The organism is Candidatus Devosia phytovorans (assembly GCA_029202405.1).
Classification (GTDB): Bacteria; Pseudomonadota; Alphaproteobacteria; order Rhizobiales; family Devosiaceae; genus Devosia; species Devosia phytovorans.
The window spans coordinates 2,840,992-2,854,650 of sequence record CP119312.1 but is presented as its reverse complement, the minus strand read 5'-3'; the positions used below and the strand labels follow the sequence as shown (position 1 = coordinate 2,854,650).

The 13,659-nt window shown below is 63.8% G+C and carries 11 protein-coding genes; 8 read left to right on the top strand and 3 right to left on the bottom strand.

What is annotated here, in order from left to right; all coding sequences use genetic code 11:
- Positions 1–8 precede the first annotated feature (8 nt).
- Together P0Y65_14135 and P0Y65_14130 are read left to right on the top strand one after the other, a co-directional pair.
- Complete coding sequence (locus tag P0Y65_14135; protein WEK03327.1) at positions 9–365, top strand: DUF952 domain-containing protein; 357 nt, start codon at positions 9–11, stop codon at positions 363–365.
- Positions 362–1,474, top strand: coding sequence for a quinone-dependent dihydroorotate dehydrogenase (locus P0Y65_14130; protein WEK03326.1), 1,113 nt, complete (start codon positions 362–364; stop codon positions 1,472–1,474). The genes P0Y65_14135 and P0Y65_14130 overlap by 4 nt, the downstream gene beginning before the upstream one ends.
- On the opposite strand, the gene P0Y65_14125 is transcribed toward P0Y65_14130, so the two are convergent.
- Positions 1,467–2,144 (bottom strand): response regulator transcription factor, encoded by a 678-nt coding sequence (locus P0Y65_14125; protein ID WEK03325.1) that lies wholly within the window; start codon positions 2,142–2,144, stop codon positions 1,467–1,469. The two genes, P0Y65_14130 and P0Y65_14125, sit on opposite strands and share 8 nt — an antisense overlap.
- A gap of 212 nt (positions 2,145–2,356) precedes the next feature.
- On the opposite strand from P0Y65_14125, the gene P0Y65_14120 reads away from it, so the two are divergent.
- From P0Y65_14120 to P0Y65_14105, 4 genes are all read left to right on the top strand, one after another.
- On the top strand, positions 2,357–5,965 hold the full coding sequence (locus tag P0Y65_14120) for a peptidoglycan-binding protein (GenBank protein ID WEK03324.1): 3,609 nt from the start codon (positions 2,357–2,359) through the stop codon (positions 5,963–5,965).
- Between the two features lie 182 nt (positions 5,966–6,147).
- On the top strand, positions 6,148–7,074 hold the full coding sequence (locus P0Y65_14115) for a sulfite exporter TauE/SafE family protein (GenBank protein WEK03323.1): 927 nt from the start codon (positions 6,148–6,150) through the stop codon (positions 7,072–7,074).
- Positions 7,071–7,832, top strand: coding sequence for a TIGR02186 family protein (locus P0Y65_14110; protein ID WEK03322.1), 762 nt, complete (start codon positions 7,071–7,073; stop codon positions 7,830–7,832). The genes P0Y65_14115 and P0Y65_14110 overlap by 4 nt, the downstream gene beginning before the upstream one ends.
- Before the next feature lie 123 nt (positions 7,833–7,955).
- Positions 7,956–9,248: a rhodanese-like domain-containing protein gene (locus tag P0Y65_14105; GenBank protein ID WEK03321.1), complete on the top strand. Its 1,293-nt coding sequence runs from the start codon at positions 7,956–7,958 to the stop codon at positions 9,246–9,248.
- Positions 9,249–9,263: 15 nt separating this feature from the next.
- On the opposite strand, the gene pdeM is transcribed toward P0Y65_14105, so the two are convergent.
- Both pdeM and P0Y65_14095 read right to left on the bottom strand, forming a co-directional pair.
- Positions 9,264–9,926: a ligase-associated DNA damage response endonuclease PdeM gene (gene pdeM / locus P0Y65_14100; GenBank protein ID WEK03320.1), complete on the bottom strand. Its 663-nt coding sequence runs from the start codon at positions 9,924–9,926 to the stop codon at positions 9,264–9,266.
- Between the two features lie 25 nt (positions 9,927–9,951).
- Positions 9,952–12,453: a ligase-associated DNA damage response DEXH box helicase gene (locus P0Y65_14095; GenBank protein ID WEK03319.1), complete on the bottom strand. Its 2,502-nt coding sequence runs from the start codon at positions 12,451–12,453 to the stop codon at positions 9,952–9,954.
- Between the two features lie 213 nt (positions 12,454–12,666).
- On the opposite strand from P0Y65_14095, the gene P0Y65_14090 reads away from it, so the two are divergent.
- Together P0Y65_14090 and P0Y65_14085 are read left to right on the top strand one after the other, a co-directional pair.
- A complete protein-coding gene (locus tag P0Y65_14090) occupies positions 12,667–12,957 on the top strand; it encodes a DUF6460 domain-containing protein (protein WEK03318.1) in 291 nt (96 codons plus the stop codon).
- Positions 12,954–13,625: a nucleoside/nucleotide kinase family protein gene (locus P0Y65_14085; GenBank protein WEK03317.1), complete on the top strand. Its 672-nt coding sequence runs from the start codon at positions 12,954–12,956 to the stop codon at positions 13,623–13,625. The genes P0Y65_14090 and P0Y65_14085 overlap by 4 nt, the downstream gene beginning before the upstream one ends.
- The last annotated feature ends 34 nt before the right edge of the window (positions 13,626–13,659 follow it).

The window sequence follows — 13,659 nt, the reverse complement described above, 5'->3', positions numbered from 1 at the left end:
TTCCGCCCATGAGCACAGCAGAATTCGTCTACAAGATCGCCACCGAGGCGGTCTTCGCCCCGGCCCGCGCCGCCGCCCATTTCCATGGCATGGCCATTGATGCCAAGGATGGCTACATGCATTTCTCGACCGCCGAGCAGCTGGCCGAGACCCTGAAACTGCATTTTGCCGGGCAGGGTGAACTGGTACTGCTCGCCGTGCGAGCCGCGGATCTGGGCGATGCTCTGGTCTGGGAGCCATCGCGTGGTGGTGCGCTTTTCCCCCATCTCTATGGTGGCCCGCTCGCCACTTCAGCCATTGCCTGGGAGGCGCCGCTCAGCGTCGGCGCCGATGGCAACTGCTCCTTGCCCGAGGCTGTCCGATGATCTTTTCCGCCTTCTCGCCTCTGCTGCGCATTCCGGCGCTCTCCGGCCTCACCCGCGAAGCCCTGCTCAAAATGGATGCCGAGACCGCCCATGGCGCGACCATCGCCGCACTGCGCCTTGGTCTCGCGCCTGAGCAGACCCAGCCTGATGGCGCCGAACTGCGAACCACCCTCTGTGGGCTCGACCTGTCCAACCCCATCGGCATGGCGGCCGGCTTTGACAAGAGTGCCGAAGTCGCCAAACCGCTCGCGAAAATGGGTTTCGGTATGGTCGAGATCGGTACGGTGACGCCGCGCCCGCAGGCCGGAAATCCAAAGCCGCGTCTCTTCCGTGTGCTTGAGGCCGAAGGCGTCATCAATCGCATGGGCTTCAACAATGAAGGCCATCAGGCGGCTTTCGAGCGCCTCAAGGGCCAGCGCATTCCCGCGGCGCTGGGCGTCAATATCGGCGCCAACAAGGACAGCGAGGATTTCGTCGCCGATTACGTGCTCGGCGTCACCCGCTTTGCCGATCTGGCCGATTATCTGACCGTCAACATCTCCTCGCCCAATACGCCCGGACTGCGTAATCTGCAGGCCGACGAAGCGCTGCGCTGCCTGCTCGGCGAAGTGCTCGCCAACCGCGCCAAGGCCAAGACCCGCGTTCCGGTCTTCCTCAAGATCGCGCCTGATCTCGACGAAGCAGCGCTCGACGCCATCGCTGCCGTGGTCCTCGCCACCGATCTCGATGGTCTCATCGTTTCCAACACCACCATCACCCGCGATGTGGTGGCCGGTCTGGAAAATGCTGACGAAACCGGCGGCCTCTCTGGCAAGCCGCTCTTCGACCTCTCGACCCAGCGCCTCGCCCAGATGCGCCAGCGCGTCGGAACCCTGCCCATGATTGGTGTCGGAGGCATTCATTCGCCGCAATCGGCCCTGGCCAAGATCGAAGCCGGCGCGAATGCCATCCAGCTCTATTCGGCCATGGTCTTTGGCGGGCTCGACATGCTCGATCGCCTCAAGCGCGGCCTTGTCGCCGCCGTCCGCTCGGCCGGCAAGACCAATATCGCCGAACTGGTCGGCAGCAAAACGGGTGACTGGGCCGAGGGCAGGGGCCGCGTCAGCTAGTCTTGTCGGCCGTGTTGAGTGAGAACAGCGCTTCGAACTCGCCCTCCTCGATGCGCGCGGCGGCGATCACCGCCTGCGTGCGGCTGTCGACATCGAGCTTCTGCAGGATCGCCGAGACATGCGCCTTGACCGTGGCTTCCGAAATGGAAAGCTCATAGGCGATCTGCTTGTTCATCAAGCCGTCGCTGAGCATCATCAGCACGCGCACCTGCTGCGGCGTCAGCGTCGACAGACGGCGCATCAGCGCGGTCTGATCATCCTCTCCGCCCAGCGTCGTTCCCTCGGGCACGAACACCTCGCCGGACAAAACCGTCTCGATCGCGCGACGAATTTCCGTCGGTCCGACAGATTTGTGAAGATAACCCGCGGCACCCAGTTCGAAGGCGCGCCGGACCACGGCGCTGTCCTCGACGGCCGAGATGATCATTACGGGAATGTCCGGATATTGCGCGCGTAGCAGCAGCAGGCCCGAAAAGCCCCGCACCCCCGGCATATTGAGGTCGAGCAGCACCAGGTCGCAATCCCGATCGGCGTCGAGCGCAGTGCTTAACCCATTGAGATCGCCTGCCTCTTCGACTGTGATGGCAGCGTCGCCGCCGGCCAGCGTCTGCTTCAGTGCCGCGCGGAACAGGGGATGGTCATCGACGATGATGATGCGGCGGCGGGTCATGGTCTCAAGCACTCCGTTGAGCGGTCCTTTTAGCGCAAGACGGGACCAGGTTCGACCTGTCATTTGGTCTACACATTAGCGCCAAATGCGCGCCATCACTCGCATATTGCAGCGATACTTAACGGGTTCTTTACCATGTTTTTCCAAGAGTATGTCTTATGCCTTCGCGTTGAATCGCGAGGGGTCCGCCGCTTAGTGACAGGGACAAGCCAATGGCCCGCGCCTACCAAAATCCCGACATGTCCGATCTGCCCGAGGAGCCGCAGCCCGGCGAGTGGCAGGCCCTGCGCGGCGAACTCGTTGCGCTGCTCGATCAGGTCGAAGGGCGCTACGCCGACGTCGAGCGCGAAGAGCCAGCCTTCAGCGGCATCGCCCGCCGGGTACGCAACCTGCGCGATCAGGTGGTTGGTCCCGAGCCCTCCGTCCGCCGCCGCGAGGCGCTGCAGACCGTCAAACGCGCCGTTGATCGCTTCAGCGAACGCGACGAGCATGACGATGAGCGCGACGCACTGAGCAATGCCATTGCCGAGATCCGTGGCCGCCAGATGTCCGCCCCCGCGGCTGCATTGGGCCGTCGCGCCAGCGATCAGCCCGAATTCCGCGAACTCACCACGCTCGTCACCGGCCTCTCTGGCCGCCTCGAACGCCTCGAGGGCGAACTCAAGCATCAGCGCGCCAACAATGGCAGCATCAACGAGGTCGCCAACCAGGTCGAACAGCTCACCCATGTGGTCGAACTGCTGGCCGGTGCCGTTGGCGAAACCGGCCAGGTCAAGCGGCTCGAAGCCCAGATCGGTGCCCTGGCTGCCATGATCGAGAACGGCCCCAAGGTCGATCTCTCCGCCCTCAACAAGCGCCTCGACGACGTCTCGACCACCGTCGGCAAGCTGGCCGAACTGCAGGCCCAGCAGATGGAACGCGAGATCCATCGCGAGGAAAAGAAGGCCGCCGCGCCTGATACGCTAGCCCCGGCCATGCACGCCATCGAAGAAAGCGTGCGCAATGTCTATGACCGCATCGACGCCATCGAGCGCAACACCGCCCTGTCCTCGACCGATTTCGAGCGCCTTACCGCTGAAATGGCTGCCTTCACCAGGGTGATGAAGGACGGCGAAGCCGCACCGGGCAAGCTCGTCGCCAAGGTCGATGCGCTCGCCTCCCGTATCGGTGGTTTTGAATCCGCCAGCGGCGAGGTTACCGGCCTCAAGGAGGATATCGCCTCACTCCGCGACGCCGTCCTCTCGGGGATGGAACCCCGCTTCCTGCGCATTGAAGACCAGATCGAAGCTCTTGCCACCCGCATTCCGGGCGACAATGGCAAGGTGGAAGACCAGCTCAAGCTGCTGATGGAGCGCATGGACGAGACCGGCGCCCAGCTCAATGATCTGGCAACGCTCTATACCAATACCCAGACCGATCCGGCGGGCATGGAAGCCATGGCGACCCTGGTTGCCGAGCGCACCAGCGACGCCCTGACCCGCAAGGCGCCAGCCCCCGTGGCCATGTTCGGCCCCGAAAGCCTCAAGAGCATCGAGGATCGTATCTCCGGCCTGATCAAATCTGCCGGCAAGGCCCCCGACTATGAGGTCCTCGCCGACATGGTCGCCGAGCGCACCTCGGATGCCTTAGCCAAGACGGCATCGCCAGCCGCACCGGCCGGCGTCAGCGAAGAAAGCATGGGCGAGTTCGAAAAGCGCATGACCGCGCTGCTCAACACCGCTGGCAAGGACACTGCCGAACGCCTGACGCGTTTGGAAGCCGTCCTGGCCAAGTCTGCCGACAATGCTGCGTCCAGCAAGCCCGCGCCGGCCCCTGTCGTCCAGACCCCAGCACCGGCCCCGCTTGTGGCCGAGCCTGCGCCGCTCGCTCCGACCCCGCCGCCCGCGCCACCGTCCTCCTTTGCCGAAGAAGAGACCGAAGACCAGCGCGACCGTTTCGACGCCATGCTGGCCGCGCTTTCAGGTCCGCGCTCGTCGACGAAAAGCGACATCATGCCGGCCAATCCGTCCGATGACGCGCCGCTGATCGATCCTGGCTTCAAGGATAATGGTCCGGTCCGTTCCGCCCTCGAAGCCAAGACCGGCATTCGTGCACCGGCATCGGTTTCCGAGCCGATCGCTGCACCGACCGCCAAGACCTACGATCCGACGAGCGCCCAGCTGCCGCCGCGCCCGCAGTCGAGCTTTGCCGATATCGACGCCGATCCCTTCGCCACGCCTGCGCCCGCCGCAGCACCGGCCGTCGAAGCACCGGTCAGTGCCAGCAGCACCAGCACATTCGTGGCTGCCGCCCGCCGCGCCCAGCGCGCCAAGCAGGAGGCAACCACCAGCTCGACCTCCAGCAATTCGGTGATCGCCCGCGCCCTGTCGCGCTTCAAATCGGACCAGCCCGCCCCTGCGCCGGCTGGCAATGTCACCGATCCTGTTGAGCCGCCGGCCAAGGCCGAAAAACCGGCCAAGCCGGTCAAGCCGGTCAAGCAGAAGAAGGAAAAGCCGGCCAAGGTCGAGCCTGTCGCTGTCGCGCCCGCCTTTGGTCCCGATGGCGAGATCGAGGAGGCTGTGCCCCAGCAGAGCTTCCTCACCCGTCATCGCCGCCCGCTGCTGCTGGCCGCGGTACTGGTTGCCGTTTCCATGCTGGCGCTCAACCTCGTCATTCAGCGCATGGGCCCGTCTGCGCCCGAAGTCGCGCCGGCTGCACCCGCTGTGGAGGCACCACCCGCCACGGCGCCGGCCACCGACGACGTCTCGCTTGTGCGGCCCGATCCGCGCGTCATCGACATGATCGATGCCACGCCCACCGGGTCGATCAATCCGAACCAGAAGATGAGCTTTAGCAAGGACGTTGCCGCAACGTCGATGCCGCGCACGCTCGTCGCCAACACGCCTGCCGCCGCGGCCAAGCCGGTCATCGTGCCGGAAGACGTCACCGGCAGCATTCCGGAAAATGTTGCCAGCGCACCGCAGACCTTCGACCTGCCTCCCGAAGGCGTGGGCCCGCTCGAGCTGCGCCAGGCCGCCGCCGATGGTGATGCCCGCGCCCAGTTCGAAATCGGCGCCATCTATACCGAAGGCCGTGCCGTCACCCAGGATTATGCCGAAGCCGCCAAATGGTACGAGCGCTCGGCCGCCCAGGGCTTCGTGCCGGCCCAATACCGCCTCGGCAATCTCTATGAGGCAGGGCAGGGCGTCGAAAAGGACATCGATGTTGCCCGCCTCTGGTACCAGCGCGGCGCCGAAGCCGGCAACCGCATGGCCATGCACAACCTCGCAGCGCTCTATGCCGGTGGCTTGCTGGGCGAACAGCAGTTCGAAAGCGCCGCCGAATGGTTCGAACAGGCCGCCGCCAAGGGCATGACCGACAGCCAGTTCAACCTCGGCATGCTCTATGCCCGCGGTCTGGGCGTCGATCAGGATTTCGAGCAGTCCTACAAGTGGTTCTCGCTCGCCGCCCTTAGCGGTGATAAGGATGCCGCTCAGGCCCGCGATGACATGGCCAAGTCGCTGAGCGCCGAAGCAGTCAGCACGATCACTGGCGAAGTCGCCACCTGGAAACCCGAAGCGCTGGATCTGGCCTCCAACTTTGCCCCACTCGGCACTTGGTCCAAGACTTTCGATCCAGGCCAGGTGATCACCACGCGCGACGTCGTCTCCAAGGTGCAACTGGCGCTCAACAAGCTCGGCTTTGATGTGGGCACGCCCGATGGCCTGGCCGGTCCCAAGACTGCCGACGCGATCAAGGCCTTCGAGCGCGGCACCGGCATGACTGAATCCGGTGCCATCAATCCCCGCCTGTTGGCCGTCCTCGGCAGTCAGCCCGTCTGACTACCATCGGACCGTCTGATAACCATCGGACCGCCTGACAGAAAACTGTCGTTTGACACTGCCGAAAGGCAGTCCTAATCCCATCACGAAGCTCCCGTCGAAAGGCGGGAGCTTTGACCTATTGTTGACGCACGGTCCTGTAAGGTCGTGTGGCGTCGTGATTTCCTTGAGCGGGTTCGGCCTTGCAGATCTATCTGCCGATCGCTGAAATGTCGGTGAACCTCTTCTTCCTGGTCGGAATTGGGGGCGCTGTCGGCTTTCTGTCCGGCCTCTTCGGCGTCGGCGGCGGCTTCCTGCTGACGCCCCTGCTGATTTTTTCCGGCGTACCGGCCCCTGTCGCTGTGGCGTCGGTCACCGGCCAGGTCGTTGCCGCCTCGACCTCGGGTGCTCTGGCCCATTACCGGCGCGGCGCCATCGACCTGCATCTGGCCATGTATCTGGTGCTCTCGGGCGTTCTGGGCGCCTTTGGCGGCGTCGCGGCCTTTGCCCTGCTGCGCGATGCCGGTCAGCTCGACCTCGTCATCTCCCTGGGCTTCCTCGTTCTTTTGGGCTCGGTCGGCACCCTGATGCTGGTCGAAAGCACGCGCGCCATCCTCAAGCAGCGCAAGGGCGTCGTCATCCGCGAGCGCCTGCCCAACCAGCACAACTGGATCCATGGCCTGCCGATGCGGGTGCGGTTCAAGAAATCGCGCCTCTATATCAGCGTCCTGCCGGTGCTGCTTCTCGGCCTCTGCATCGGCTTTGTCGGTTCGCTGCTTGGCATCGGTGGCGGCTTCATCATGGTGCCAGCGCTCGTCTATCTGCTGCGCGTGCCCGGCAATGTGGTCATCGGCACCTCGCTGGCCCAGGTCGTGGCCATGATGGCTGCGACCACCATCCTGCATGCTGTGCAAAGCCAGAGCGTCGATATCCTGCTCGCCTTCTGCCTGATGGTGGGCGGCACGGCCGGCGCGCAATTTGGTGCTTCGGCCGGCAAGTATCTGCGTGGCGAACAGCTGCGCGGCCTCCTCGCGCTGCTGGTCCTCGCCGTCGCCATCCGTTTCGGCATCTCGCTGGTGCTGGTCCCTGCCGACCCCTTCTCCATGGCCGTCGTGGGGGGCATGCGATGATTAGATGGCTGGCAGCATGCCTGTTTTTTGCCTGCAGCATGCTGGCTCCTGCCCAGGCGGCGCGCCTCGTGTCGCAGGTCTCCAACGACAATGTGGAAATTACCTCGAGCTTTGATGGCGAGCGCCTGACCTTTTTCGGCACCATCGTGCCTGATGCCGGCTCGACCGAAAGGGTTGAGGGGCCGTTTCATGTCGTGGTCGTCGTGCTCGGTCCGACGCAGAACCGCGTCGCCCGTCAGATGACCAATAATTTTGGCATCTGGAGCAATACCGCCCAGGTCGAGTTTAAGAGCTTCCCGAGCTATTTCCACGTGCTGTCGAGCGGCAAGCTCAATGAAATTTCTGACGTCACCACCCTGACCACCAACTACATCCTGCCCGAGTCCCACACTTTGGTAGCGCGCAGCGAGGACTGGTGGCGCGGCGCGGTCTTTGGCCAGCAATTGATCCGCCTGATGACCCAGGATGGCCTGTTCGGCGTGCAGGAAAATGGCGTCAATTTCCTCTCCGACAATTTCTATTCTGCCCGCCTGACCCTGCCCAGCAATGCTCCGCCAGGCCCCTATATCGCCCTGACCTATGTCTTCAAGGACGGCGCCATCATCGCGCGGCGCTCGGAAGGTTTTGCCGTACGCAAGATCGGCTTCGAGCGCTTCCTCGCCCTCTCGGCGACCCAACAGCCGTTGGTCTACGGCCTGGTCTGCGTGCTGCTGGCGCTGTTCACCGGCTGGCTCGGCGGCGTGATTTTCCGGCGCTGATTTTCCACGGCTTGGTGAGCCGGAAGAAAGCATTGTTTCCCGACGGGCAAGATACGCAATCTCATGCGTTGTGAATGTCTACTAAAGCAGTCGATTATTGGCCGTACAATCTCGGAGGCTGATATGACCGCACATCGTTCCACCATCAAACCCTTGTTCCGTAATGCATTTGCGGCGCTCTCGCTGAACGCGCTGGCGCTCGGCATGGCGCCAGCTGGCCTGGCTCTGATGACGGTGACGGCCCAGGCGCAGGCCGAAGCCTCCATCATCACCGGCCAGACCCAATTCGAGGCACTGGTCGCCGAGGGCGCCAAGCTGATCGACGTCCGCTCGCCCGCCGCCTATGCCGAAGGCCATGTTGCTGGCGCCATCAATCTGCCTTGGCAGGCGCTCAACGTTTCCGAGAGCGACGGCATTCGCAATGAATTTGCCAGCGACGCCGAGTTCGAACGCCTGCTTGGCGAGGCGGGCCTCTCCTATGACGACACCATTCTGATCTATGACACCACCGCTCTCCCCGGCCGCGCCTATGTCGCCTTCGTCTATGCCGGCTTCGAGAATGTCCACGTGCTCGACGGCGGCATTGGCGCCTGGCAGGGCGATCTCAGCACCGACGTGCCGCAGGTGGCCGCGACGACCTTCACCCTGACCCAGAAAAACGACATCCGCGTCGACAAGGACTATGTTGCCAGCAAGGTTGGCGACACCTCGGCGATCATCATCGACGGCCGCAACCTCGAGGCCTATGAGGATGGCCACATCCCCGGTGCCCAGGCGCTGCCCGCCTCCAGCCTGCTGACCGAGACGGCAACCCTGCAGTCCCAGCCCGTGCTGCAGCGCCTGCTCGATACCGCCGGCGTCAGCCAGGATCGCGAGGTCGTGTCCTACTGCGGCAGTGGGGTTGCGGCGGCCAACAACTATCTGGCACTGCGCAATCAGGGCTATGAAAACGTCGTGCTTTACGACGCCAGCTGGGACGAGTGGAGCCGCGATCCGCGCGCCGGCCAGCAGGTATCCCTGGCCAACTACACCTTCGAAGGCACGCCGCTCCCGGGCAATGGCCCGGCCTTCCTCGACGAGGCCGCGGTCAAGGCGCTGGCTGCCGATCCGACGGCCGTCGTGCTCGATGTCCGCTCACCGTCCGACTATGCGGCCGGGCATATCCCGGGCTCGGTAAACGTCTATTGGGACGACACTTTCGACGGCGACCGCGTGCTGAAGTCGGTCGACGAGCTGCAGGCGCTTTATACCGCCGCTGGCGTCACGCCCGACAAGCGCGTGGTGCTCTTCACCCGTGGCGGGTTGCAGCTGTCGCACAGCTTTACCGTGCTCAACCTGCTCGGTTATGGCGATATCGACTTCTTCACCGGCAAGTTCGAAGGCTGGGAGAACGGCGCATTTCGGCCTGCTGTCTAACTTCAAGGTGCGGGGCTATCCCCGCACCAACCTCTTGGTGCTGACCGGATAAGTCCGGTCTTTGCCCAGCATGGTGACTTCGAGCGCTGGCCAGTGGAACAATCCCACGAAGGCCGGCGACAGGATGTTGATCGAGCCGGTGGACGCGCCATAGGCGGGCAGGATCATCAGGCGATTGTCGTGCACGAAGCAGGGGCGGCGGGTCGATCGCCCCTCGATCTGGATATGTGCGGCCGGATGCAGATGGCCGCAAACTACGCCTGCTGCACCTTTTTTCGGTTCATGCGTCAACATCAGCCCGGCTAGTTCCAGCTCGGGCAGGCAGGTGCCGCCGATGGCGTGGGGCGCTGGATCGTGATTGCCCGACAGCCAGATGCAGTCGAGCGCATCCGTCACCGCATCGAGCCGCATCCGGTCCGAATTCGTTAACAGACTGCTAGCATCGACGCGGTGAAAACTGTCGCCGAGTGACACGAGGCGCCTGGCGCCCGTGCGCCGCAGGTCGCTCTCCAGCCGCGCCAGCGTCATGCCCGTATCATAGGGCGGCAGCATCTGCCCGCGCCGCGCAAAGCTCGCCATCTTTTCGAAATGCAGGTCCGCGACCAGCAGCGTCTGTTGCGCATGCCAGTAAAGACCGCCAGAGGGCAGGGGTTCAAAATTTTGTCCGGCAAAGCGCAAGATCGGCGTCTCCGTGATCTCGGCTCTAGATAGTGTCTGACTCAACGGTGCCTAGCGCTTCCCGCATCAATTCATCGGCAGCATCCGCCATAGCTGATTCGCGGCCTTCCCCGAAAATCGGCTCCTTGCCGATATCGAGCAGGATCGGCACGGCGAGGGGAGAAACGCGCTCGAGCGGCTTGTGCTCGATATGACTTCGGATGCGCCGCAGCATATCGCCCAGCCGTTCGATATCGAGCAGACCCCGGGCGGCGTCGCGCCGGGTCGCCTGGATGAGGATATGGTCGGGCTCGTGCTGATAGAGCACGTCATAGATCAGGTCCGAAGACATGGTGATCTGCCGCCCGGTCTTCTCCTTGCCGGGGTGCCGCCGCTCGATCAGGCCGGAGATCACAGCGCAATTGCGGAAGGTCCGTTTCATCAGCGCCGATTCATCGAGCCAGGCTTCAAGGTCGTCGCCCAGCATGTCCTCTGAAAAGAGTTCATCCAGTGACAGCCGCCCGGTGCGGATCAGGCCGGAGAGATCGCCCAGCCCCCAGATGGCCAGCGCATATTCGGAGGCAACAAAGCCCAATGGCCGCGCCCGGGAACGTTCGAGTCGCCGTGTGAGCAGCATGCCCAGCGTCTGATGCGCCAGCCGGCCTTCAAAGGGATAGCAGACGAGATAATTCTGCGTGCCGCGCGGAAAGGTTTCGACCAGGAGGCTATCGCGCCGCGGCAGCACGGAAATGTCGCGTTGCAGCCGCAGCCACATCTCGACCTGCTCGGGCAGCTTGTTCCATTCCTCGGGACTGTCCATGATCCGCCGTACCCGCTCGGCAAGGTAGGTCGACAGTGGAAATTTCCCGCCCATATAGCTCGGGATCTTCGGCCGCTCCGACTGGGCACGACTGACGAAAGCCTCGTTGTCGCGCATGCCTTCGAAGGCAACGATTTCGCCGCCGAACATGAAAGTGTCGCCCGGCAGCAGCGTGCCGAAGAAATACTCCTCCATCTCGCCCAGCACCCGCCCGCCGGCGCCGATCGGGCTTTCCTTGCCCTTCTTCAACCCGCGCGTGCGGATCAACCGGACCTTGACCATCGGTTCCTCGATGATCGTGCCGATATTGAGCCGATATTGCTGCACCACCTGCGCATTGGCGACGCGCCATTTGCCGTCTTCGGTAAGTTTGAGCCGTGCGTAGCGCTCATAGGCGCGCAGGGCGTAGCCGCCGGTGGCAACGAAATCGACCACCCGCTCGAACTGTTCCCAGGGCAGGTTGCGATAGGGCCAGGCGCGGCGCACCTCATCATGGAGTTCGATCGCATCGAAGGCCTCGGCACAGGCCATGCCGAGAACATGCTGGGCCAGCACGTCATAGCCACCGAGGACGGGATCCTCGCTATCCTGCTGTCCCTCGGAAACCGCTTCCAGCGCCGCCTCGCATTCGAGCACCTCAAAGCGATTGGACGGCACCAGCAACGCCTTGCTCGGCTCGTCCAGCCGGTGGTTGGCGCGGCCGATGCGCTGCAGCATGCGCGACGACCCCTTGGGCGCGCCCACCTGCACCACCAGATCGACATCGCCCCAGTCAATGCCGAGGTCGAGTGTGGAGGTACAGACAACCGCCTTGAGCTGCCCCGAAACCATGGCCGTCTCGACCTTGCGCCGCTGCTCGACTGAGAGCGAGCCATGATGCAGCGCGATCGGCAGCAGGTCGTCATTGACGGACCAGAGGCCTTGAAACAGCAGTTCGGCCTGCGAGCGGGTATTGACGAAGAGCAGCGTGGTCTTGTGCCGCTTGATCGTCTCATAGAGATCGCGATGCGCGTAATTGGCCGAATGCCCGGCCCAGGGCAGGCGCTCTTCGGTTTCGAGAATGTCGAGCTCCGGCGGCGCGCCACCGGTCGTTGTGAGAAGATGCGTCTCGCGCTGCGGCAGCGGCTGGGCGATCCAGTCGCGCAGCAGGTCCGGCCGCGCCACCGTGGCGCTGAGCGCGGTGATCTGCAGGTTCGGCGCCAGTTTGGCAAGACGCGCCAGCGCCAGCGACAGCAGCTCGCCGCGCTTGGAAGTGACCAGCGCATGCAATTCATCGAGCACGATGCGCTTGAGCGAGCCGAACATCAGCTCGGCGTGCGGGTGGCTGATCAGCAGCGCCAGCTGCTCGGGCGTCGTCAGCAGCACATGCGGCGGCTTGCTGCGCTGCCGCGCGCGCTTCGAAGCCGGCGTATCGCCGGTCCGCGTCTCGGCATTGATCTTGAGACCCATCTCCAAAATCGGCGCATTAAGATTACGCTGCACGTCCACGGCCAGCGCCTTGAGCGGGGAAATATAGAGCGTGTGCAGCCCTTCGAAACTGCCATCCGCCAGATCGACCAGCGTCGGCAAAAAGCCGGCCAGCGTCTTGCCGGCGCCCGTTGGCGCAATCAGCAGAGACGACGAGCCCGCCTGCCAGCTCGCGAGGACATCCAGTTGATGCTGCCGCACCGACCAGCCCTTTCGGGCGAACCAATTGCTGATGATGGGGGGAAGGGGGGAGTCTTTCACGGATACCCCCACCTAACCTCCCCCTGATAGGGGGAGGGACTGGGCTGGTGGTGGTGACAAGATGGTGCCCAATCCCCGGTGCGACCCCTCCCCCTATCAGGGGGAGGCTGGGTGGGGGTATCCTCTCGTCTCAAAAGCATACGTCACACCTTCATCAAACCACATTGGACCCTATATGATCAGGTGCAACCACAACAGGCCGGAGCCAAGCCGATGACCGACCAACCCCGCAGCGAGCCGCGTCGTTCCCCGCTGGAGCGTTTCTTTGGCGGCCATCCGCTCAGCGTCATCCTCAAGCTGGCAGTGATCTCGCTGCTGGTCGGCATTGTCATGCGCATGTTCGGCTTCGATGCGCTCGATCTGGTGCATGGCGCGGTCGAGATGATCTGCCATTCCTTCCGCGATGGCCTCGGCGCCTTCCGCGACATCGGCATCTATATCGCCACCGGCGCCGCCATCGTCGTGCCGATCTGGTTGATCCTGCGCCTGAGCAAACGCCGTTGAGCGCGCATCTGCGCCTGACGCCGGCCCAGGCACTGTCGCGCATCGTGCCGCATATTCTCGACATGGCCAGCAAGGCCCACGGCCAGCGCATTGCCGTCGGCCTTGCCGGTGGTCCCGGCACGGGCAAGTCGACCCTCGCCGCCGAATTGGTGACCACGCTCGACACCACCCATCCCGGCATCGCCGCATTGGTCCCCATGGACGGCTTCCACATGAAGCACGCCAAGCTCGAAGCCATGGGCCAGGTCGACTACAAGGGCGCGCCGCACACTTTCGAAGGCGCTGACTTCGTCAGTTTCCTCCATCACCTCAAGCACTCCACCGGCCCCGTCTCCGGCCCCGGCTATTCGCGCAGGATCGAGGACACGGTGGACGACGCCTTCACCGTCCAGCCCGAGGCAAAAATCCTCATCGTCGAGGGCAATTACCTGTTGCTGACCGAAGGCCCCTGGGCTGGCGTCAAGCCGCTGCTCGACTATGCCGTGTTCATCAATGTGGAGCGGGACCTGGTGAAAGCGCGCCTGCTGAAGCGCCATGGCGAAGAGGGGCTGTTCACCGAAGAGCGCAACCGGGCGCATATCGAACGCAACGACCTGCCGAATTATGACCTGGTCTGCCAGTCGCAGGATCGGGCGGATTTGGTGATCGATATGGATGTGGAGAGGTAGTGCCGAAGAGTTTTTGTTGGGTACCCCCTCCTAG

Bases quoted from the DNA above. Each gene is read 5' to 3' on its own strand.
- P0Y65_14130 (WEK03326.1), top strand. From the start codon at position 362: ATGATCTTTTCCGCCTTCTCGCCTCTGCTGCGCATTCCGGCGCTCTCC.
- P0Y65_14120 (WEK03324.1), top strand. From the start codon at position 2,357: ATGGCCCGCGCCTACCAAAATCCCGACATGTCCGATCTGCCCGAGGAG.
- P0Y65_14110 (WEK03322.1), top strand. From the start codon at position 7,071: ATGATTAGATGGCTGGCAGCATGCCTGTTTTTTGCCTGCAGCATGCTG.
- P0Y65_14135 (WEK03327.1), top strand. From the start codon at position 9: ATGAGCACAGCAGAATTCGTCTACAAGATCGCCACCGAGGCGGTCTTC.
- P0Y65_14105 (WEK03321.1), top strand. From the start codon at position 7,956: ATGACCGCACATCGTTCCACCATCAAACCCTTGTTCCGTAATGCATTT.
- P0Y65_14125 (WEK03325.1), bottom strand. From the start codon at position 2,144: ATGACCCGCCGCCGCATCATCATCGTCGATGACCATCCCCTGTTCCGC.
- P0Y65_14090 (WEK03318.1), top strand. From the start codon at position 12,667: ATGACCGACCAACCCCGCAGCGAGCCGCGTCGTTCCCCGCTGGAGCGT.